General features: G+C 47.1%; 20 protein-coding genes and 1 pseudogene. 7 read left to right on the top strand and 14 right to left on the bottom strand.

Annotated elements, in window-relative coordinates; translation table 11 throughout:
• The 7 genes from AC58QD_RS05685 to yhfH form a co-directional block, all read right to left on the bottom strand.
• Positions 1 to 1,521, bottom strand: coding sequence for a M81 family metallopeptidase (locus AC58QD_RS05685; protein ID WP_497330917.1), 1,521 nt, complete (start codon positions 1,519 to 1,521; stop codon positions 1 to 3).
• Complete coding sequence (locus AC58QD_RS05680) at positions 1,522 to 2,859, bottom strand: M20 family metallopeptidase (RefSeq protein ID WP_497330915.1); 1,338 nt, start codon at positions 2,857 to 2,859, stop codon at positions 1,522 to 1,524.
• A gap of 15 nt (positions 2,860 to 2,874) precedes the next feature.
• The gene (locus tag AC58QD_RS05675; protein WP_497330913.1) at positions 2,875 to 3,267 is read right to left on the bottom strand and encodes a RidA family protein; all 393 of its coding nucleotides are present in this window, start codon (positions 3,265 to 3,267) and stop codon (positions 2,875 to 2,877) included.
• Positions 3,268 to 3,324: 57 nt separating this feature from the next.
• Positions 3,325 to 4,425 (bottom strand): alanine racemase, encoded by a 1,101-nt coding sequence (locus AC58QD_RS05670; protein WP_497330911.1) that lies wholly within the window; start codon positions 4,423 to 4,425, stop codon positions 3,325 to 3,327.
• Between the two features lie 223 nt (positions 4,426 to 4,648).
• Complete coding sequence (locus AC58QD_RS05665) at positions 4,649 to 5,536, bottom strand: carbohydrate ABC transporter permease (RefSeq protein WP_497330909.1); 888 nt, start codon at positions 5,534 to 5,536, stop codon at positions 4,649 to 4,651.
• Between the two features lie 11 nt (positions 5,537 to 5,547).
• Complete coding sequence (locus AC58QD_RS05660) at positions 5,548 to 6,513, bottom strand: ABC transporter permease (RefSeq protein WP_497330907.1); 966 nt, start codon at positions 6,511 to 6,513, stop codon at positions 5,548 to 5,550.
• Between the two features lie 369 nt (positions 6,514 to 6,882).
• A complete protein-coding gene (yhfH, locus tag AC58QD_RS05655; protein ID WP_497330905.1) occupies positions 6,883 to 7,047 on the bottom strand; it encodes a protein YhfH in 165 nt (54 codons plus the stop codon).
• Positions 7,048 to 7,252: 205 nt separating this feature from the next.
• On the opposite strand from yhfH, the gene AC58QD_RS05650 reads away from it, so the two are divergent.
• A complete protein-coding gene (locus AC58QD_RS05650; protein ID WP_497330903.1) occupies positions 7,253 to 7,447 on the top strand; it encodes a YwbE family protein in 195 nt (64 codons plus the stop codon).
• Positions 7,448 to 7,584: 137 nt separating this feature from the next.
• Here AC58QD_RS05650 and AC58QD_RS05645 read toward each other — a convergent pair whose 3' ends face one another.
• The 6 genes from AC58QD_RS05645 to AC58QD_RS05620 form a co-directional block, all read right to left on the bottom strand.
• Positions 7,585 to 7,965 carry a VOC family protein gene (locus AC58QD_RS05645; protein ID WP_497330901.1) on the bottom strand — a complete coding sequence of 127 codons (381 nt, stop codon included), beginning with the start codon at positions 7,963 to 7,965 and terminating at the stop codon, positions 7,585 to 7,587.
• Positions 7,966 to 8,129: 164 nt separating this feature from the next.
• Positions 8,130 to 8,561 carry a PaaI family thioesterase gene (locus AC58QD_RS05640; protein ID WP_497330899.1) on the bottom strand — a complete coding sequence of 144 codons (432 nt, stop codon included), beginning with the start codon at positions 8,559 to 8,561 and terminating at the stop codon, positions 8,130 to 8,132.
• Positions 8,558 to 10,333 carry an acyl-CoA dehydrogenase FadE gene (locus tag AC58QD_RS05635; RefSeq protein ID WP_497330897.1) on the bottom strand — a complete coding sequence of 592 codons (1,776 nt, stop codon included), beginning with the start codon at positions 10,331 to 10,333 and terminating at the stop codon, positions 8,558 to 8,560. Before AC58QD_RS05635 ends, AC58QD_RS05640 begins: the two co-directional genes overlap by 4 nt.
• Before the next feature lie 60 nt (positions 10,334 to 10,393).
• Positions 10,394 to 11,593, bottom strand: coding sequence for an acetyl-CoA C-acyltransferase (locus tag AC58QD_RS05630; RefSeq protein ID WP_497330895.1), 1,200 nt, complete (start codon positions 11,591 to 11,593; stop codon positions 10,394 to 10,396).
• Positions 11,594 to 11,636: 43 nt separating this feature from the next.
• Complete coding sequence (locus AC58QD_RS05625) at positions 11,637 to 14,069, bottom strand: 3-hydroxyacyl-CoA dehydrogenase/enoyl-CoA hydratase family protein (RefSeq protein WP_497330893.1); 2,433 nt, start codon at positions 14,067 to 14,069, stop codon at positions 11,637 to 11,639.
• 61 nt (positions 14,070 to 14,130) lie between these two features.
• The gene (locus AC58QD_RS05620) at positions 14,131 to 16,347 is read right to left on the bottom strand and encodes a (Fe-S)-binding protein (protein WP_497330891.1); all 2,217 of its coding nucleotides are present in this window, start codon (positions 16,345 to 16,347) and stop codon (positions 14,131 to 14,133) included.
• Between the two features lie 182 nt (positions 16,348 to 16,529).
• Between AC58QD_RS05620 and fadR the strand changes: the two genes are divergently transcribed.
• From fadR to AC58QD_RS05605, 3 genes are read left to right on the top strand one after another with little or no spacing between them, the layout of a single operon-like run.
• Positions 16,530 to 17,114 carry a fatty acid metabolism transcriptional regulator FadR gene (gene fadR, locus AC58QD_RS05615; protein WP_497330889.1) on the top strand — a complete coding sequence of 195 codons (585 nt, stop codon included), beginning with the start codon at positions 16,530 to 16,532 and terminating at the stop codon, positions 17,112 to 17,114.
• A 49-nt stretch (positions 17,115 to 17,163) separates the two neighbouring features.
• Positions 17,164 to 17,940 (top strand): electron transfer flavoprotein subunit beta/FixA family protein, encoded by a 777-nt coding sequence (locus AC58QD_RS05610; RefSeq protein ID WP_497330887.1) that lies wholly within the window; start codon positions 17,164 to 17,166, stop codon positions 17,938 to 17,940.
• A 21-nt stretch (positions 17,941 to 17,961) separates the two neighbouring features.
• Entirely contained in the window at positions 17,962 to 18,942 is a 981-nt protein-coding gene (locus tag AC58QD_RS05605) for an electron transfer flavoprotein subunit alpha/FixB family protein (protein ID WP_497330885.1), read from the top strand.
• A 23-nt stretch (positions 18,943 to 18,965) separates the two neighbouring features.
• On the opposite strand, the gene AC58QD_RS05600 is transcribed toward AC58QD_RS05605, so the two are convergent.
• Entirely contained in the window at positions 18,966 to 19,610 is a 645-nt protein-coding gene (locus tag AC58QD_RS05600; protein WP_497330883.1) for a GDSL-type esterase/lipase family protein, read from the bottom strand.
• Between the two features lie 172 nt (positions 19,611 to 19,782).
• Between AC58QD_RS05600 and AC58QD_RS05595 the strand changes: the two are divergent.
• From AC58QD_RS05595 to AC58QD_RS05585, 3 genes and pseudogenes are all read left to right on the top strand, one after another.
• Positions 19,783 to 20,966 (top strand): annotated as a pseudogene (locus AC58QD_RS05595) (M20 family metallopeptidase).
• Between the two features lie 175 nt (positions 20,967 to 21,141).
• Positions 21,142 to 22,095 carry a DMT family transporter gene (locus AC58QD_RS05590; protein WP_497330881.1) on the top strand — a complete coding sequence of 318 codons (954 nt, stop codon included), beginning with the start codon at positions 21,142 to 21,144 and terminating at the stop codon, positions 22,093 to 22,095.
• Between the two features lie 211 nt (positions 22,096 to 22,306).
• On the top strand, positions 22,307 to 22,666 hold the full coding sequence (locus tag AC58QD_RS05585) for a hypothetical protein (RefSeq protein ID WP_497330879.1): 360 nt from the start codon (positions 22,307 to 22,309) through the stop codon (positions 22,664 to 22,666).
• Positions 22,667 to 22,700: the final 34 nt, after the last annotated feature.

The following is a 22,700-nucleotide window of genomic DNA, read 5'->3' as shown; positions in this document are numbered from 1 at the left end:
TTATCCCTCCTGGGTATGTGGAAGATGAATGGCGTCCTTCGGATCCAACGGATACAGAGGACGTTTCAGGTGTTGGTAAGGAAATAAGTGCAGATTAGCGCCGCAGCAGCCAGGTGTATCAACATCGATGGCGAGCTTCGCGATATCGCCAAATGCGGTCTTCCAAGCGATCGCGGACTTGACCACGATCATGTGGAACGCTTGCGGCTGGAGGCCGACCGACAGCACATGACCGGGGTCCCATGGTGCGACCCTTTTCTCGGTGAGCACGATCGTTACGGGACCGGCCTCCACGACGGCGGTCAAGCCCATCTTCGCGCGTTGGCCGGTCATGTAGCGGCCCACGTGCGTATAATCGCCGTCGAACAAAGTGCGGACGCGGCCTTCGATGGGCACGGGATTACCGTGCCAGTTATCCGCTTTGCCGCCGACGGCGCAGCGCAGTGTGCCGCCGATGCCGGCGGTGGCCGCCTGCCGAACGGCCTCGGCGTCGCAGAGCACGATGAGGCTCGACTTGCTCGCCTCGAGCAAGTGAGGCAGCATGTGCGTGCCATCCGCGGGTGAGCCGCCTCCGACGTTGTCGGAGCCTTCCACCAGGATGACGGGCCCTTCCTGCTGCCGCACCGCGAGCGCGACGGCATCCGCCGGTGCAACTAGTTGCACCGCGAATTCGTCGCGAATAGACCAAGCGAACGACGCGAGCTCATGCGCGCATCGTTCAGCAAGAGCAAGGTCATCGTCTGCGGTGACGATGAACGACATCCCGGCGTCCGGGACGTCACTGAACGGGAAGCCTCCGATGACCGTTACGTTCAGAATGGTCGGGTTCTCCTCCCATTCAAAAGCAAGGTCCATTACGCGTTTGAATGGACCCGAATCTGTCAGCATCCCCTGCGGTGCCACTAACAAACCCGTGTGGAGGAACACACGAACAGGCTTCACCTGCCGGGTAATCACTCGATGCAACAGGTGAACAGCTTCCACAGCGCGATCATACACGTCTACATGCGGATAGGTATCATAACCGACTATGATATCCGAGAGATCGACGAACTCTTGCGTTACGTTGGCATGCAGATCAAGCGTAACCGCAATCGGCATCTTGTCGCCCACACGCTCGCGCACACGGCGTACGATGGCCCCTTCAGCATCCCATTCCGATTCACTGACCATCGCGCCATGAAGAATGATCACCGCTCCATCTGCGTTCAGATCAATGGAATTCGCAATTCCCGCAGCTATTGTCTCGAATGCATCATCTGTCACTGTCCCGCTTGGAGTAGCCTGCGTGTAGAATCCAGGTATTAACTGAAGACCTGCTTCTCGAGCGCCATCAATCACACCGCCCATTGAAGTTCGAGTACCTGTATACCGGTCCAGATATGCTCGTTCACCCTGAATCCATTCGTAGGAGAAGGGTTGGAGCCCGGTCTTACCCGGGGCAAAGGTATTCGTTTCATGAATACATCCGGCTACCGCTATTGTCAGGGACTTGTCATTAGACTTAAGTCTACTGCTCATCTAGACGCTCCCTCCCGCTGCTCCTCGATCTTCTGCAATTCCGCACCAGTTAGCGATAATTTCCGAGTACCATCGAATGAGCTCGAAGTAGCTGGCAAGATCTATATACTCATCGGCAGCATGTGCATTTTCTCCTGCAGGTCCGAGGACAAGGGCTGGAGTCGAACTATAGACATTGAACATAAAGCCGTCACACGCAAAAGGAGTACCTTGCTGCGGACCTGGATCACGCCCGAGGGCGGAATGTCCTGTTTCATTAACGACGTTAAGGAATTCCTTGACGGAATCACTTTCTCCCATCTCACTGCCAAGTAAATAACGAATAGTAGGAATGATCTCAGGACGACAAATCGCCAATTCTGGATATTCGTCCAGGTTCTCATCGATAAACGCCCATAAGATCGATAAGATCTGCTCACCAGTCATACCCGGGTAGCCTTCGATCCAGAAATTCATCTCGCCGGTTGAAGGCACCTTCTCTTGATACAGTCTATTTGTATCTCCAGCCAACATAGTCTGCAGCAATACTTCTAAAGGTCTGCCCGATATACTCCACCATTTGGTGTTCGGGAATTTCTCGTTATAATACACTTTGAATTTGCGAAGCAGGTTAGCGAAGGCAACCATAGCCTCAAGAGCGCTTACTAGCTTTTCCCCATTAAATGCGATGCCGCCCTTACCTTTAAACTTCGCTTTGAACAATCCACCGCCAACATGAGCAGGATTGATGTTCAGGTTAGTCGGCTCTGGAATAATCGCCATATCCGCATGCGGTCCATGAAGTCGGCCAGCAAGCGTTCCGTTCGCTCCACCGTGTTCTTCATCTACTACACTTTCAATAAAAACATTTCCATTAAGCGTTACACCTATCTCTTGCAAACAACGGACAGCGATGATGGCAGCAGCCATTCCGCCTTTCATGTCATAGGAACCGCGTCCATACAGCTTACCATCCACAACTTCTCCTGAAAAAGGTGCGTATGTCCACGGATCCGTACCTTTGTACACAGTATCCGCATGACCAGAGAATACGATGGAACGACCTCCTCCTTGTCCGACGAAGTTACCATATACATTTGGTCTGCCTTCATAGTTACGCCCGCTCATATAAGCTTCGTGCTCCGTGAGACCTTCCACATCATTGAGATCATAGGAAGTAATCTCTGCTCCCATATCAGCTAGGTAAGCCGCATAAAAAGCTTGCACATGAGCTTCGTTCCCTGTAGGTGGATTGTTTTCACTAGGAATCTGAACAAGCTGCTGGGCTAATTGGATGGCTGCTTGCTCATTCTTGTCCGTCCATTCTCGAATACGTGCTGATAAAGAGTTACTAGTCATTTGAACCTCCGCAAATTAGGCTTCGCCCCGTTTGGATTTTACATAGGCAATAGCTTCGATTTCGATTAAGTAACTGCCAATCCCAACTTGGACACTCGAGCGAGTAGGATAAGGTGCTGTGAACACGGTTTCGTATGCTTTGTTGTAAGCCGGAAAATCACTCAGATTCGTAACAAAGGATGTAATCTTGATTACGTGATCCAATGTCAGACCATCTGCTGCAAGGATCGTCTCAATATTGCGCAAGCATTGGATCGTTTGTTCTTCCACCGTATCACCTACTACTTCTCTTGTTACGGGGTCTACTCCCACTTGGCCGGATATGTAGACGAAATCTCCAGCTCGGATTCCTTGAGAGAAGGGTAATGGGAATTGTGGGGCTTCTGTGCTGTGAATTCGAGTTGACATGAGTACAACAACCTTTCTTGGTTTAGTGTTTCTTCATCGATCCTTAGTCCTATTCAATTATTGCACTTTACCGCGTGCGTCTACCTGTATGTACTTCTCGACCACGCCGCCTCGAACTCCTACTAACTGGTCATGCAAGTTGGACACCGTACAGCAGTGATTCGGTACGATATATAAGGCTTGCCCAATCTCAACCTCTGTGCCCTCAGGTACAGCTATCGATCCATGTTCTTCACTTAAACGGTCAATGACTGCAGATTCCATCCCGCGTAACAGACCGTACCCTTTACGCAGCGGATTAACATCTGTAGTAAGGGTCTTGGAGCCTGCATCTACGATAATAGTGCCTTCTCTCGGCTTACTTACAACCGTAGTTTTGATCTGCATAGCAAAATCAGACTCGTCAATTAACCCAATCACATATTGGCTTATATCACCGTACACATAAGCGCCTGGACGCATCTCAGTAATGCCAATTCCACCTAACTCGCCAATAAACTTCGAGGTAGGTGTTGAACCTACACTGATCTCATCAATAAGAATTCCCTCTTGCTCTAACAGTTGTTTTGTCATAGCAAGACTTTCTGCCTCATGGCGAGCAACCTGAAGGAGTTCCGTTCTGCTCGTCTTTCCGTAAGCGTGACCAGAATGAGTCATTAAACCCTTAAGATGAATGCCAGGCAAGTCGGCCATACGTTTGACGAGCTCTACGGTCTCAGCACCAGGCTCTTTACCGCAACGTTTCAAGCCTGTGTTAACATCGATATAGATGGATACACGTTGGCCGATTTGGGTCCCGAACTGCGATAATCCGCGGGCGACATCCACATTATCTGTACTAACCGTTATCCTTGCTTTGTCCATTACGCGCTGTAGTCGGTCAAGCTTCGCCTGCCCCACGATTGGATAGGCGATCAGAATATCTTCGATCCCTCCGTCCGCCATTACTTCGGCCTCGCCAAGCTTGGCAACGGTTATGCCGCATGCACCATAACGCAGCTGCTCCTTCGCAATCCATATGGATTTATGTGTCTTCGTATGGGGACGAAGCTTTACGCCTGCTTGCCTCGCCAGCTCAGCAGTCGTTCGCAAATTACGATCCAAGATGTCCAAGTCGATCAATACGGACGGTGTGTCCAGTTGCTCAATCGTTGTCATTACAATGCCTCCTCAAGTATTAGTGTTGATGAAAAACCTCATAAGCAGAAGCCTATGTGACATCATTCGCATCATTTCTAAAGTGATCGTAACATCGATTTTGTTTTCTATCAAGAAAATATTTTTACAAATAGAAAGAGAGAAGAGCGACAAGCGCTCTTCTCTCTATTAATACAATGAAAGGAGGAGCATTTGCTCCTCCTTATTGACCTCATATAAGCAATTAACCTTTTACAGAACCGATCAGCATTCCTTTTACGAAATACTTTTGCAGGAACGGATACACGGCCAAGATTGGCAAGATCGCTACAACAACGGTCGCCATCTTAACTGTTTCCGGTGGTAATTGCTGTAGTTCCTGTGAAGTAACTCCTAGTTCCTGACTGACACTCGGTGATACGATCATGTTCCGCAGAACAACTTGAATCGGCATCATGGATTTGTCTGTCAAATACATAATCCCTCCGAAGTATGCGTTCCAGTGACCAACACCGTAGAACAAACCAAGTGTTGCTACCATAGGCAAGGAAAGAGGCAATACGATCTTATAGAGTGTCTGTAGATCGCTGCAACCATCAACCTTAGCAGCTTCCTCAATCTCAGCAGGCAAGTTCTCGAAATAAGTTTTCATAATAAGCATATTAAATGAAGACACAAGTCCTGGAATAATAAGCGCCCAGATCGAGTTCAATAATCCAACCGATCTTACAACCAAGTATAACGGGATAAGTCCGCCAGAGAACAACATCGTAAATACGATACCCATTAATACGATGTTACGGCCAGGCAAAGCTTTCTTCGAGAGCGGATAAGCAAGTAACATGGTAACAAGTAGGTTCAGGAATGTTCCGTAAACCGTAACTTGAATTGTAATCCACAATGCTTGCGGTACACGATCACTTGAGAAAATAAACTTATACGCTTCCATTGTAATTGTTTCTGGAAGAATTACGAAGCCGCCGTTTCTTAATACTTCTGTGATTGGTGTTATGGACATGATCACTACGTAATATAGCGGGAACAATGTCGCTAGACCGAATAACACCATTGATGCATATAGAAAAAAGTCGACGATGCGGTCTGATTTAGTCTTTTGCAGTAAGAATGACATGGTTTACCTCCCTACCATATTCCGGAGCCACCGAGTTTTTTGGCTATCTTGTTTGCAGATATAACGAGTATGAAGCCAATGACTGACTTGAAGAATCCAACCGCTGCAGCGACACTGAAGTCTAACTGCTCGATTCCTCGTCGGAATACCCAGGTGTCGATAATATCCCCGACCTCGTATACACGCGCATTTAAGAAGATATAGATCTGATCGAATCCGGCATCAAGAATGTGTCCGATACGCAGGATAATCAGAAGGACGAATACTTCTCGGATTCCCGGAAGTGTAATATGCCATATTTGTCGCCATCTGCCGGCCCCGTCCACGACGGCCGCCTCGTACAACTCCTGATTAATGGTAGCCAGCGCAGCCAAATAAATAATAGCTCCGAACCCTGTACTCTTCCATATATCAGTCAAGATAATTATGGGTCTGAACCAATCCTTGTCGGTCAACAGGTTCAAAGTCTCGCCTGTTGCGTCGCGCCACCATGTGCTGATCAAACCAGCATCCGGTGCCAAGAAGGAGAACGTTAGACCGTAAACGATAATCCAAGATAAGAAATAAGGACCATAAGTAACTGTTTGTACTGCTTTCTTAAACCATTTGACACGAATTTCGTTCAGAATAAGTGCCAGTAGTACGTCAGGCAACATATTGAACAAGATTCTGTACACACTAATAACTAATGTGTTCCGAATTAACTTTGGAAAGTCAGGTGATGAGAAGACGGTGCGGAAATTGTCGAATCCTGCCCAGTCACTTCCCCATATCCCTTTTACCAAGTTGTACTTTTTGAACGCGATCATGAGCCCGCCCATAGGGACGTAATGGAATACGATGTAATACAGTACTCCCGGCACCATCATCAAGTACAACCACCTGTAACGCAAAAATTGTTTCCATAACGAAACCTTGTCTCTGCGCGGGGGAGTCTTCGATTTGGTTGTTGTCTCTGCGGCGACAGTGTTAAGCATCTGTTGCACTCCTCCAATTGTAGAATGTTTCTGCCTTGATAGATTTCCTCCAAAAAACGCTTTCATATCTCACGTACTATACGTTTTTGTTGATGGAATGAAAAAGACAGCTAAAGCGTTTTCATAAAAAACACTATTAACATCATAATTCAAAAACCTAGACTAATACAAGTAATACAATAGCTCTCAAGTTGTCTTTAAATGGTCTCTATATTCCTTGTAACGGGAGCCTTGTTGTTTGTCTGCCTTCTCTGTCTTCTCCCTTCCGTATAAAAATCCCTACCTCAAAACAAGTACCTGTATGCTTACATGTATTTATATAAATCCTAACATAACCATCGGAAACGTTGCAACGAAAAAAAGTGCTCCTTAGGGAGCACTCGGGTGAAAGGTAAACACTTGATATAAAGTATTATCCTGACAGTCTGAACAAAGTGTTTCATAGCATTCCGTCTGTTCCTCCATAGCAGAACCGCATTTGGTGCATTGCTTGGTAGGGAGATTCTCGAAGAACTCTTTTGCAGGAATTAACATAAACGTCCTCCTTCGGTAATTGCGGGGATAAGGAAATACATGACATTGTATTAATACAGTTAATTTTTTATGTTATTATTATATAACAGCAATTCACGAATTGCTATCCTTATTTTTGATATTGGTTGACTTCAAACCTATAATCGATCAAAATGTTCAATGGGATATTAACTGCTAAAATTCGACAAACTAGGGAGAGAACAGCATGAATGGACAAACTCGAAGTCAGATCGTCCCTGGCACACAAGTGAATATTGTTTTGAAGCAGGACCAGCGCACAGGAAAGTTAACACGCGGCATTGTAAAGGACCTGCTCACTAACTCAGCGACCCATCCTCATGGGATCAAGGTGCGTCTTACGGACGGGCAAGTCGGACGAGTCAAGGAAATCATAAGTTAAACAATCAAAAATGCTCAATAAATCAAAAATGACTACTTGTATTTCTTTACACATCGAGGTATAGTTGAACGTCAAAAAACTACTCTCCCCTAAGAGTAGTTTTGATTTGGGTTCGTATAGTTATTCGGGGACTTCTATTATTCCACGTCCCATTCTAGGAACTCTAATCGATTACCGAATGGATCATTTAAGTAAAATCGCTCTACTCCCTCATCTCTCCTCGCATCATCATCCAAGATTTGTACACTGTTCTGTAACAAATGGGCTCGCAAAGCGCCAATATTGGCTACGTGAAATGCAGGGTGTGCTTTGGTTGCAGGCACGAAATCGTTCTGCACGCCAATATGTAACTGATGAATTCCGCATTGAAACCAACAACCTCCGCGCTTCTTAAGGCTTTCTGGCTTCTCAATCTCACTCCAGCCGAGTATCCCGCCAAAAAAAATTCTCGCTTCCGTTTCGCAGCCTTCAGGTGCGGCCAATTGAACATGATCGATCCCAGAGAATGTAAATGTCATACAAATCCTCCTTTTGCGTTAATTTCATCTGATGAAACTACGTTCTATATAATGCAACTCCATTTTACCACTCCTATCCTATCCCTTCAATGAAAAAATAGCGATAACCCCCTGGTCCAAAAGGGTAATCGCTATCTTATGCAAGACTGTATGGGTGAATATTGTTACAAAAACCTATACGATGCGCTGCTCCACGAACCAAGCCGGCCTGCTGAATCGTGAATTTCTCCTTGTGTCGTAATAATTCTTCGTGATTGATGGACCACAATACCTGTAACTGTAATTATTCCTTTCTCGAGCGGGGATAAGTAATGCATGTTCAGATTGGTGGTCACCATCTTCTCGTTCGGCCTAGTGAACATAGCAGCAAGCCCCATTGTATTATCAAGAAGTGAAGCGTGTACACCTCCATGTAAGATGCCTATTATATTCAAATGTTGATCTTGAGCCTCCATTGTAACCGTGATTCGTCCTTTCTCCACCCTTTCCAGCTTACAGCCAAGCAGCTCCCAGAATGTCCCTTTAGCCGATTCGAGTAATTTTTCCATGTATCCGGTTGGAAGCGCTGTATGAAGTTGCTCCTCAGAATAGCTCATACAACGGTATAACTCTCTGTTGTGATTACACGGGATGCGATACCTCGCTTCAAGTGGATCGTATTATCTGGCGTGCTGCGGGTCAGTTTCTTCAAGATGGATAACTGAATTCGCTGTAGATCGCCGGTTTGCATAGTAGCAATCGCAGTTTCTGCCCATCCTGCAATGTGTGCAAAAGCTTCTTGAACGAATACACGAGTCATCTGGACGCCCAACTCCGATTTACTCGCACCTCGGCTTGCCAGCCCTTTTTTGGTACGCAACCACACACTTTCCATAGCATAAATCTGAATCATCATATCAGCTAGCAAAGCGAGAATCTCCTGCTCTTTCTCCAGATGAGTACCGTATTTCTGCACGGCTGCCCCGCCTATCATAAGGAAAATCTTTTTCGCGTTATCGATCAAATAGGCTTCCTTTTCCAGCTCGCCTTCGAAGTCTTGCTTAGGCACAAAAGAGATCAATTGCCCTTGAAGTGCCTCTGCATGCTCCATCAATGGCAGTTCCCCCTTCAACGCTTTCTTAAGCAAAGTGCCAGGTATGAGCAGCCGGTTAATCTCATTCGTCCCTTCAAATATTCGATTGATGCGTGAGTCCCGGTAAATCCTTTCGATTTTGTATTCCTGGATGTATCCGTAACCTCCATGGATCTGAACGCCTTCGTCAGCTGCGAAATCCAGCGCCTCTGTTCCGAATACTTTGATGATCGAGCATTCCAGCGCATACTCCGCAATTCCTTTGGCTGATTCCGCACCAGCTTGATCACTTGAATGGTCTATATGCTGCAAAATGGTATCTATTAAGCCTGATGTCCGATACACCATGCTTTCCAATACATAAGTAACGATATTTATGTCTGCAATTTTCTTGGCGATCAACGGGAAGGATGAGATCGGCTGACCGAATTGTGTACGTTGGTTCGCATATTGAACACTGAGGGCAAGCGCTTCTTTAGCTCCCCCCAGACACCCCGCGCCAAGCTTAAATCGACCAATGTTCAGGATGTTAAATGCGATGATATGTCCTTTTCCGGCTTCACCAAGCAATTGATCAACAGGGACATGGACGTTATCCAGTATTACAGGTCTTGTGGATGAGCCCTTGATCCCCATTTTTTTCTCTTCTGGTCCAAAGCTTACTCCCGCAAGCGTACGTTCCACAATGAATGCGCTGAAGTGCTTGCCGTCTATCTTGGCATAGATAATGAATATATCTGCAAATCCTGCGTTTGTAATATACTGTTTGGCTCCATTCAGAATATAGTGAGCCCCGTCAGTTGAAAGACGCGCGGTTGTCTTCGCTCCCAATGCATCAGAGCCTGATGAAGGCTCGGTCAGACAATAGGCTGCAATCTTGGCCCCAGCAGCCAAATCCGGCAAATACTTTTCCTTCTGGCCGCGTGTCCCGAAGAATACGATCGGCAATGTGCCAATCCCTACATGGGCGCCGACAGAGAGCGAGAAGGATGAGGCTTTGGACAGCTTCTCCGTGATGACAGTCGAGCTCACCTTATCGAGACCAAGCCCTCCAAAAGCTTCTGGCACATCGGCACCCAGAAGCCCTAGTTCCCCTGCTTTTCTCAATAGCTTAACCGTGAGCTCATAATCAAGCTTTTCCAGCTGCTCGTCATGAGGCAGAACCTCACCGTCCACGAACTCGGCTGTCGTCTCTCCGATCATTCTCTGTTCTTCGGTCAAATCCTCAGGAGTCATAATGGAATTCACAGCAGCATCCATGATGACAAAGCTTCCTCCAACGATGTGTCCAGACATGCCTGTTGCCCCTCCTTCTTGTTGCTCTTCATCGTCCAATGTATGCCATCCATTTCACTTCTATGGATACACTTCAAATACGCCGGCAGCCCCCATTCCTCCGCCAATACACATAGAAACTACTCCATAACCTCCGCCTCTGCGGCGCAATTCCTGGATAAGCGAGATACTGAGCTTAGTTCCTGTGCATCCAAGAGGATGACCAAGAGCAATCGCTCCACCATTCACATTTACGCGATCCTCTGGAAGGCCAAGCTCTTTAATAATGGCTGCACATTGTGAGGCAAACGCTTCATTAATCTCGAATAGATCGATATCTTCCATCTTCAAGCCAGCCATCTTGATCGCACGCGGAATCGCTTCGATCGGTCCGATGCCCATGACCTCTGGTTCCACTCCCGCTAACGCAAACGTGCGAAACGCCGCCAGAGGCTTAAGCTCGCGACGCTCGGCTTCCGCCCGACTCATCACTAACACAGCAGCCGCCCCATCACTTACTGGAGATGAGTTGCCGGCGGTAACCGTGCCGTTCTCCATGAATGAGGGTGTCAGCCTCCCCAATGCTTCCATCGACGTGTCTTCCCGAACACACTCATCCACCTGAAAAACAGAATGCCTCTGCTCAAGACTGCCATCAGAGCGGATATGGATTTGGCTGGTCTTTACCGGTACAATCTCCTCCAGGAATCGACCCTCGCGGATAGCAACAGCCGCTTTTCGGTGTGAAGCCAGAGCGAAACGATCCTGATCCTCCCTGCTGATCCCATAGCGTTTGGCCACATGTTCCGCGGTATGTCCCATCCCGATATATATTGTTGGCATCTCCTCGACTATCGCTGGATGCGGGGATAGCTTGAAGCCAGTCATCGGAACATGGCTCATGCTTTCTACGCCGCCTGCAACTATGGACGATGCAAAGCCTAGCATAATTCTTTCCGCAGCCTGAGCAATGGCTTGCAGCCCCGACGAGCAGAACCGATTCACCGTTAACGCGGGAACCGTAACTGGATATCCCGCATACAAGGACATAATGCGGGCGAAGTTCAGCCCTTGCTCGCCCTCTGGCATCGCACAACCAATTACTACATCATCTAACTCTGCTGCAGAGAAGCCTTTAGCACGTTCAATAACAGCCTGCAGGACTGTACGTCCAAGATCCTCTGCGCGTGTTTCGGCAAGAGCTCCTTTCCTCCCTCGGCCCACCGCTGTTCTGGCTACCGATACGATAACAGCTTCATTGGCATGAGTAGTCAATCCCATCCACCTCACCTTCAACTTGCTACTGATTCCATTGGCCAGTGTGTTAATTACGAAGCGGCTTACCGGTTGACAACATATGCTGCATTCTTTGCTGAGTTTTCTGCTCGCCGCACAAGCTTAAGAATGCTTCCCGTTCAAGATCCAACATGTATTGCTCACTTACTAAAGTACCTGCCGGTACATTCCCGCCTGCAAGCACATGGGCAAGCTTGCTCGCTATTTTGTAATCATGCTCACTGATGAATCGACTTTGACGGAGGGAATATGCTCCAAGCTGCATGACCGCTTTGCCAGCTGCACCCGCGACACGAATCATTGGCTCGATGGCTGACTTCCTGTAACCTTCCGCGTCCATACGAAGCACGGTTTGTTTGGCTTCATGGATTTGCCGAGCGGGTTGCATCACTATCTGATCTGTTGGCCTCATAAGCCCAAGTCGTATAGCCTCGTACGCGCTGCCGGAAACTTTGGCCATCCCAATAGTCTCGAACGCTTTATTCACTAGCGGTTGAATATCCAACTCTGGCGCATTCCAAGCGTACCATGCTTCACTTGCCCTTAGCGCCAATTCTTTGCAGCCGCCTCCTGCTGGAATCAATCCTACCCCTACTTCAACGAGTCCGTAATAAGTTTCAGCCGAGGCGCATACACGATCTGCAGGCAAGCAAGCTTCGACTCCGCCGCCTAGAGTCATGCGATGAGGAGCGGCCACAACCGGCCTATCCAATCGCTTAAGCTTCATCATGGCGTTCTGGAACATTCTGATGATACGATCCACTTCATCCCAGGCTTCATCCTGCGCTTCCATAAGAAGCAGCATCAGATTAGCGCCTACACAAAAGTTGCGACCCTCATTGGCAATGACCAATCCCCGGTAGTTGCGCGCAACTTCTTCTGCGCTCAGTACGATCATATTCAGAATATCAGCACCAATCGCCTGATTAGGGGAGTGGAATTCAAGGCAAGCTACACCGTCTCCCAGATCAAGCAGGCTAGCTCCAGGATTCGTCAGCACCACACGGTTAAGCTCTTTTAACGTTCGCAATGAAATCCGAACTGGATCTAAAGGAAGCTCTTTATAATTAGGAGGTTCATCCGCAATGTTCAAAGGATGCGCATGCATGATGCTCCCTTCCGTCTTCTTATAAAAGCTCGTATTCCCTGCTTTTACCCACTCTTTGACCCACGCGGGAACTGTCAATCCCTCTTGCTCCATTCTGACGATTGTCGCTGGCAGGCCTGCCGCATCCCATGCTTCAAACGGTCCCAGATCCCAGTTAAAACCCCATTTCATAGCGTTATCGATATCCGGTATGGTATCCGCAATTTCCCCAAGCTTCTCAGCCCCATATATCCAGACGTGTTTCATGATGTTCCAGGCAAGTAGCGAATAGCGATCCTTTCCGTTTAATAAGGCCCTGGTTTTGGCAGCGGCACCCTTGGCCGACTTAGCTGCTTCAAGTGTTGCCGAAGTAATTTTGACAGCAGGAGAGTCATTATACTCCATGGTCGCAGGATTTAATGATACAATTTGTTTACCTTTTGGTCCGACTGTTTTCCGATAAAATCCTAGTCCTGCCTTTTCTCCAAGCCAGCCCCGTGTCACCATCTCGCTCAATAAGGCGGGAGTACGGAACGCTGCTTTTTCTGCTTCTGAATTGGTCCTTTGGAACACATTGTCAGCTACGTGAAGGAATGTATCCAACCCGACCAGATCTAGAGTTCGGAACGTTGCACTCTTCGGCCTGCCCAGTGCCGGACCTGTTACTGCATCCACTTCTTCAACCGAGTAACCGCCTCTCTCCATCTCATCCACCGTCACCAACAGCCCGTAAGTCCCTATTCGATTAGCAATGAAATTTGGCGTATCCTTGGCAACCACTACCCCTTTTCCCAAGATCCGTTCTGCAAAAAGCATCATACCCGTCAACAAGTCGGCAGAAGTTATACTTCCTGGGATCACCTCTAAGAGCGGCATATAACGAGGCGGGTTGAAGAAATGAGTTCCCATGAAATGCTGACGGAACGATTCACTGCAATTCTCCGCAATCGCTTCAATAGAAATACCTGACGTATTGGTACTAACAATAATGCCGGGCTTCCACACACTCTCAATACGGGCCATCAGGCTCTGCTTCACGTTCAATCGCTCCACAACCGCTTCAATAATCCAATCGACCTCTGAGAGCTTCGCCAGATCATCTTCCAGATTACCAGCCGTAATCCGTTCAGCGAATCGTTCCTCATATAGGGGAGCGGGGTTCGTTTTTCTCATCCTGGCTATCGAATCCATGGCCAACCGATTGCGAACTGCCGGATGTGCAAGCGTAAGCTGGGAGGCTTCTTCCTTGGCCGTAAGCTGACTAGGCGGTATGTCGAGCAGGAGACAAGTCAAGCCTGCATTGGCCATATGGGCCGCAATCCCGGCACCCATAACACCAGAACCGATGACCGCCACTTTGTTGATGTTGTTCATGGAGCACCTCTTTCGATCCGAAGTAACCTGTATGTTATGTGTCTGACGTGCCTCTAAGTGTTTATTGAATTCCAAATACGGAATCTGCCAATAGTTCCGCCACGTCCTTCGTCTTCACCCGTTCATCGGCATCCAATTGCTTAGTACCGTCCTCCATCATCGTTAGACAATAGGGGCATGCACTGCTAATCACAGTCGGATTAACTGCCAAAGCTTGTTGTGTGCGAGCGACATTCACTCTTGATCCTGTGTCACTCTCCATCCACATTTGGCCACCTCCTGCCCCGCAGCACAAGCCATGCTCACGTGATAATGCCATTTCTGCTGTTTCCATGCCTGGAATAGCTTGTAATATAGCTCTTGGTGCGTTGTAAGTCCCATTGTATCTGCCTAGATAACAGGAATCGTGATACGTAACCCGTTCAGAAACTGAAAATTTCGGGACTAATCGACCCTGTTGAAGAAGTTGCTCCAGCAGTTCGGTATGATGGATAATCTCAGCAGAGAACCCGAAGTCCGGATACTCGTTCTTCATAATGTTATAGGTATGGGGGCATGCGGTAACGATTCGTTTTACATGGTACTTATGAAAGGTTGCAATATTCTCTGCGCACAATTGTTGGAACAGCATTTCATTCCCCATCCGTCTAGGCGTATCTCCGGAATTTTTCTCTTCATTGCCTAGAATTGCGGCGTTGACCCCTGCTTGTTTCATCAAACGTACCAACGACCGCATTACTTTCTGAGTGCGCCGATCGTAGGAGCCCATAGAGCCTACAAACAGCAAATAGTCAAAATTCGGATTCTCACGAACAGTAGGCAGCCGCTCCTCCTCATTCAGAGCCTCATGCCATTTGGAACGATCCTGTCGGTTCAACCCCCATGGATTACCTTGCCGCTCAATATTCTGCATAGCTCTTTGACCGTCTGCCGGCATGTTTCCTTCCATTAAGACTAGATGGCGGCGCATATCTACGATTTTATCCACATGGAAGTTCCCAACGGGACAATGCTCTTCACAGCTGCGGCAAGTTGTGCAAGCCCATAGCTCCTCTTCCGAGATGACATCCCCGACCAGATTAGCTTCGAGTACATCGGAATCAGCTTGCTGCTTCCAGCCTATTTGTTGGCGGAGCATTGTAGGGCCGATATCTAAGGAATGAAAACCTATTGTATGGCTTTCTGTCTCAACATTCGTAAACCGATGATTTGCAGGAATTCCTTTGTTATTAGCTCCAGCAAAAGCAAAGCTCGGCATCCAAGGGGATCTGGATGTGATAGCAGTCCCTTTCTCTGTCAAGTGATCGCGCAGCTTCACAATCAAGTGCATGGGAGATAATAACTTGCCTGTTGATGCTGCAGGGCACACGTTCGTGCATCTTCCGCACTCCACGCAAGCGTATAAGTCAAGCAATTGTCCCCGCGAGAAATCCTCGACTCGCCCTACGCCGAATGATTCCGCATCTTCAGCCTCAAGATCGATAGCATGAAGCTGTCCACCCTTTACATCCCGCTTTAACCATAAGTTCACAGGTGCTGTAAGCAGATGAAAATGCTTCGATTGCGGGATGTACACGAGAAAACCAAGCAGAATTACCAAATGCAGCCACCAACACGAATAGTACAAGACAGAAACCCATAACTCGGGTAATCCTCCGAATAACGAGGCTATGCTTGATGCAACTGGGGCATTTGCACTCCACGCTTCATTGTGCAACAGTCGATCGAAGCCAGATGTGAGTATGACCGAGAGCATCAATCCGCCTATGAAGTAAAGAACAAGACTCGGTTTCCAATCTCTTTTCAGCCGCTTCAGCTTTTCTATATAACGCCTGTAGGCCGCATAAACAACTGCTAATAATACGGTGACGACTGTTATTTCTTGACTGAGCAGGAACCAGGGGTACCAAGGAAGAGGAAGAGGCAGAGCCGATCCGGATAATCCTTTCCAGATCACATCTACAGCGCCTACTTGTAAAAGAATAAATCCATAAAAGATTAGCAAATGCATAAGGCCGCTGCGCAGATCATGAAGCAGCTTGCGATGGCCAAATACTTGGCTGATCCATGCACGATTGTCTCCCGATCGCCAAGACCACTTCGTTTTTGCGGCTCCAGGCCCTTCCTTCTGCCCCTCCTCTCGATTCATCCCGATAGCTGCTTCTGTGCGTCCCAGCTTCATGTATACGATCCGATGATACACAGCCTTATAGAACAAGGTTAATCCAGCAGCTGTCACAACAAGAAACAATAGACCGTTCAGCCACTGCCCATACATGGATCGACCTCCTTTCTCCTTTCGTTCGTAGCAACGATAATCCAAGCCTGCTTTTCTCTTTTAGGAACGACCAGCCTGTCAACTGATCTATTCCCGTAATTCGGTTCATACAAATAAAACATCCTCTGCTGAATGAGGATTCATTCAGTTAGTTCAAATTTATGAAGCGTAAGGGTGGTCCCATGACAGGAAAAATCAAGGACAAATCCGAGCTCATTCTGGAAGCCGCTCTCAAAGTATTCGCCGAGTTCGGATTCCACCGTGCCCAAGTGTCACGCATTGCCAAGGCAGCGGGTGTAGCTGACGGCACGATTTATTTGTATTTTAAAAGCAAAGAGGACATATTGGTCGGCTTGTTCCAATGGAAGCTTGGAGAGCTGGTCGATAAATTCAGGTTGAATGTCATGCAGTCCGACCACCCTCGAGATGCGATCCGCACGATTTGCCAACTTCATTTCTCGGAGCTTGAGCGGGATCGTGATCTTGCCAAGGTTACACAAATTGAATTGCGTCAAAGCAATCTTGAGCTGCGCAAAGCAATTGGTCATGCCGTGAAGCCTTACATCCGATTGATTGAACATGTACTGCAACAAGGTGTTGAGCAGAAGCAATTCCGAGCAGACCTGGACATCAAGCTTACCCGGCATCTTCTTTTCGGAGCGCTTGATGAGGTTGTTACTACTTGGTTAGTGTCAGACCGTTCTTACTCACTGACCTCGCAAGTTGAAGGTACTGTGCTTTTTTTTCTCAGAGGAATCGAAAGTTAATGCCATTAATATTAAGCCCAAGTGAGACCTATCTGAAAGGAGAATCAGGATGAATATTGCTGTTCTGATAAAGCAAACATTCGATACAGAGGAGAAAATCAAGCTTGTGCAAGGTGAAATTGAAGTTGATGGTGTCAAGTTCATTGTGAATCCGTATGACGAGTATGCGGTTGAAGAAGCTATACGACTACGCGACATACACGGAGGAAAAATCACTGTTGTCTCAGTCGGTTCTGAACGTTGTGCAGAAGCATTACGAACAGCTCTTGCGATGGGGGCTGACGAAGCGGTGCGAATTGAACCGCCTTCTGGCATATATGACGAAGCTGTAATAAGCCGTCTCATAAGCGCTTACCTGCTCCGACTATCGCCAGATCTTATTCTAGGAGGACTCTTCTCCGTAGATCAGGGCTCTGGCCAAGTTGCGATTCGAGTAGCTGCGAGACTAGGAATCCCTCATATTTCAGCAATTACGAAGCTAACGGTTAGCTCGGATGTTACTGGAACCGCAAGAGCAGAACGGGACGTAGAAGGCACAACGGAAACCGTAGAGGTGCAGCTCCCTGCTCTATTCACCGCTCAACAAGGGTTAAACGAGCCGCGTTACCCATCCTTGCCAGGTATTATGAAAGCGAAAAAAAAGCCCTTCCATCTGTACACAGCAGATGATCTAGGCATCGATTCCACGCAGCAGACTGCTGCAACACTTGTTAAAGAAATAACCCTTCCGCCGGCAAGAAAAGACGGAGTGATCCTGCAGGGAGATCTCGATGGTCAGATTCAGCAGCTGGCCGCTGTTATTAAGAAGCAGGTCAAATTCGAATAACTATTGGAATGAGGTGCAAACATGGGAAAACGTTCATTGGTTGTAGCTGAGCTCAGAGACGGATTATTACGTAAAATTACTCTTGAGGCGTTAAGTGCCGCCAATCAGTGTTCTTCAGAAGTCATTGCAATCCTTACAGGCTCCAATGATTCCCAAAAGGAGATCGATCGGGCAGTCACACAGCTAATGGAATATGGTGCACACCGTGTTATGGTTATGGTGCATGAAGAGTTAAAGCATCCAACGGCCGAGAGCTTTGCACATGCATTGATATCCGTTGTAGACTTATGCCTGCCCGATTATGTCTGGTTCGGTCATACCTCGCTTGGCCGAGAAGTTGCTCCTGTTATTGCTGAACATCTTCAAGCCGGTCAAATCTCTGATATTGTGGCAATTGATAAGAGTGAGGGAGAACCTCAATTTCTCCGTCCTATTTATGCTGGGAAAGCATTTGAATGGAGAGCCTTTGCAACCAGCCGCGGAGTGGTGACCATTCGACCGAACAATTTGCCTGCCGAGCAGCCTCTTGAACAGCCGCCTGCTCTTCAAGCGGAGCTTGTCCCTTATGTCCCGGCAGCTTCTCCTCGGAGCCGAGTCGTTCATGTTGCACAGAAAAAGATTGGAAATACAGACTTATCCGAGGCTGCTGTCATCGTCTCGGGCGGTCGCGGTGTGAAGAGTGTTGACGGGTTCATTCCGCTTGAGGAGTTGGCTGCTGCACTAAATGGAGCAGTTGGAGCTTCTAGAGGGGCATGCGATGCCGGTTATTGTGATTATGCTCTACAAATAGGTCAAACCGGTAAAGTCGTTACTCCCGATGTCTACATTGCATGCGGAATAAGCGGTGCTATACAACATCTGGCAGGTATGAGTTCGTCCAAAATGATCATCGCTATTAATAAAGATCGGGAAGCTCCTATATTCCAAGTGGCGGACTACGGGATTGTCGGGGATTTATTTGAGGTAGTGCCTAAGTTAACTGGCTTGCTAGTTAAAAAATAACAAAAGTTGTGACTATTGAGACGTCATTGTTGAAGCGTGCCATAACCTAACTTATGTGTCTGCTCCGCAATCAGTCGATAACCTTCTGAGTTCGGATGAAAATGATCATCCGCTAGAAGCTCTTGTTCGTGTCCATCGAACACATCATAAATGCTCACCGTACGGAAGGCACCTTTTTCCAGGCGTTCGAGATGTGCATTGAATCGTTTGACCCAGAACACAGCTTCATGGAATTCTGGCATCGGATTGTAGATTCCAATCATTCGGATCGCATAGAGTCGGCGTTTGTTCAGCTTCAGCCTTCGAATCTCGTCTACGAGTTGACGCATATGAGTCCCATACTGTACCAATGCCGACTTGAGAATATTCGAATCCCGTTCAAAATAGTACGATTTGGCAGCTTGAATCAGATCATTGCCGCCTGCTGTAATCGTAATCAAATCTGCTTTCTGTAGTAAGGTACGCAAAGTTTCATCCTGCCTAACCGTTATTAGAGTGTCACCTGCGGTGGCTCCGCTTTTACCTGAATGATGTAAGGTAACCTTCTTACCCAGGGTTTGCTCGGCGAGTGCCCGATACCTACTAACGAAGCTGTATTCAAAAGGAGCCCCGTGACCCGCAGTCAACGAATCTCCGATTGCTACATATAGTAACTCTTGTTTTTTCATATGTTACAACCTCCTTTTGGAAGACCTTCTATAGTTTATTCACGAAGCCGTTAATTGGCATTATAGTTTTCAATATTAATTCATCTGTCATAAGGACAAGTAGCTCATCGTGCTTATATGGTATACAATGAAGGAGCAGAATCGTATACCCTAAAGGCGAGGAGTGCATTCCATGTCCATAATCGACAAAAAACAATTAATTATTAACCACATTAACAATCAAGCCGATCAATTTGTAGCGATCTCACAATATATTGGTGCTAATCCTGAATTAGGTCATGAAGAATTTCTAGCATTCGCGAGACTGACAGATGAGCTTCGTATACAGGGGTTTAATGTTCAAACAGGCATCCTGGATATCCCAACTTCCTTTATTGGTACCTACACCTCTGTCAAACCAGGTCCAACTATTGCTTTTCTTTGGAATATGATGCGCTTCCAGAACTCGGTCACGCTTGCGGGCATCATCTGATCTGCACCATGAGCATGCTTGCAGCCGTTGGATTAAAAGCTGTCATTGATGAGCTTGGCGGTGAGATCCGTGTATACGGCACCCCAGCAGAAGAAACCAAAGGCGCCAAAGTCCCAATGGCGAATGCCGGATTATTCGACGACGTGGATTTTGCTCTAATGGCCCATCCCTACTACCGTCACGAAAAGTCAGGTAATTCTTTGGCGATGGACGCCATTCGATTTGAATATTTTGGCAAGCCCGCTCATGCCGCTGCAAGTCCGCATGAAGGCGTCAATGCCCTGGATGCAATGCTGCAGCTCTTCAACAGTATTAATGCATTGAGACAGCAGCTTGCCAAGCATGTACGGATACATGGGGTAATTAAAGAAGGCGGCAAGGCCCCAAATATTATTCCGGACTACACTTCCGCTGACTTCTATATCCGTTCTGCCAATCGATCTCACACCAATGAGGTTGTGCAGAAAGTGTTGCGATGCGCGGAAGGTGCTGCGTTAGCTACAGGCTGTACGCTGCAAACCTCGAATTATGAATATTCTTATGATGAATTAATTACGAATGAGACCCTTTCTGCTATTTTTACTAACAACTTGATGGAGCTTGGAGTCGCACCTGAGGATATTCATACTGGTGTTGATAATGGGTCACTTGATCTGGGGAACGTTTCCCGTCGATGCCCAGCCATCCACCCTTATGTGCAGATTATCGATGAAAGGCATTTGCTGCATACTAAGCAGTTCCGTGACTTGGCCATGGAAAACCGAGCCATGCAAGGAATGATTCTGGGCGCCAAGACATTAGCAACAACTGCGTTAGAAGCTGCATCCAATCCAGCAACCATTACGAGAATACGGGAAGAATTCCAGCAAGCAACCGCTCAATAAGCTCCAATAAACACCTAAACTATCCATACGCTACCGCAAACTGATTGCTTAATCGGGATTGCGGTATTTTTTTCAACTATTCATTCCATCCATTGATCCGTATAATGAAATAGGTTTGCTCTTAGCAGACATTAGAACACGCACCTAGAAAAGGAAAAGTTGAGGTTCTCTAGCAATGTTAATTCAGCATCATACAACTACACTTCCCCGAACCCTAACCGTCGGTCTTCTGATAATCGGAATGATTTCGATTTCGTTCTCTGCTATTTTTGTGAAATGGGTCGATGCTCCGGTCGCGATCTCAGCCATGTATCGCCTATTGCTGACAAACTTACTTATGCTCCCGTTTCTCTTCCGCTACTTGCCGGAAATCCGCCGAATCAAGTTAAAGGATTGGTGGCTGTTAGCAGCTTCCGGCTTCTTTCTTGGCCTTCATTTCCTGATGTGGATGGGTTCCTTGCTATATACGACTGTCGCTAGTTCAACTGTACTATTAACGTTAGAGCCAATCTTTGTTCTGGTTGGAGCCTTCCTCATCTATAATGAAAAATTAAGCCGTGGCGGTTTTATTGGAATTTCACTGGCCATGCTTGGAACACTATTAATCAGCTGGGGGGATTTCTCACTATCTTCCGAAGCTCTGCAAGGAGATGCCTTATCGATTCTTAGTGCACTTGCGGTTGCTGTACATATGCTGCTAGGGCAGCGTTTGCGATCACGCATCTCTTCATTTGTATATAGCTTCTCCGTATTTGCCTCTGCTGCTATCGTTTTAGCTATCTATAATTTGATCCTTGGTTATTCGTTCATTGGGTATTCTAAAAGTGATTGGCAGCTCTTCCTATTGCTCGCGATAGTTCCAACCGTGTTCGGACATATGTTATTTAATTGGCTGCTTCGGTATATGAAGGCTTCTACCATTTCGATGTCTGTTTTAGGGGAACCTGTTGGTGCAAGCCTATTGGCTGCATTATTGCTAAGTGAGAAAGTGAGTCCTGTGCAGATCGGTGCAGCTGTTCTCTTATTGATGGGAGTATGGATCTTTCTTCGTGCGGAGAAAACGGGGAATCACGAAAGGGAAGAGAACTCGAATCAAGAAAACTACCGTATCGAGTTCAAGTCATCGTAAAAATAGCCCCCACCTTGTGACAGGACAGGGACTTAAGTATTCTGCTTACAGATCACTCTCCATTACGTGGTATGCGCCGCTGACTAAGTGGGTACGAATCTATAAATCTAGGATATTTACCTCATTTTCTAAGAGAATAGGTAGTAGTTGGTTTCAGGCAACGCGCATAATACATCTACTAATGTATCCTATAAGAAAGTGGTGAAAGCAATTGAGAATTACAAATAAGAAAGCTCTCATGATTAAAAGAGCCCTACTGCTTAGAAAGTTGAGGGCATCTGCCTTAAAAAAGAGAAAGAGAATAAGAATCAGACAGACACTTGAAAGATTTCATGTAATCGCGACGAATTTAAACAACATACCTCGCGACACAACTGGGTGGACTGCCAACCTAACAAGAGGCGGCGTTACTACAACAGCAAATTTCGACGATTTCGGAGTAGCCCGATTCCCTACTATTAATACGTTAACAACAGTATCTTATGTATTAAGGATAAGGAATGCAGATGGAGACTTGTTAACTACAAAAAGCGTCCCTGCGGATCTTGAAGTATTTGTTGCTAGATTTTAATTGCGCCCAGCTCTCTATCTTTTTATCAGGTAGA

The sequence above is a fragment of the Paenibacillus sp. J2R1T-4 genome (assembly GCF_059692235.1).
The sequence above is the reverse complement of the archived record's forward strand: the minus strand, read 5'-3'. Positions and strand labels throughout refer to the sequence as shown.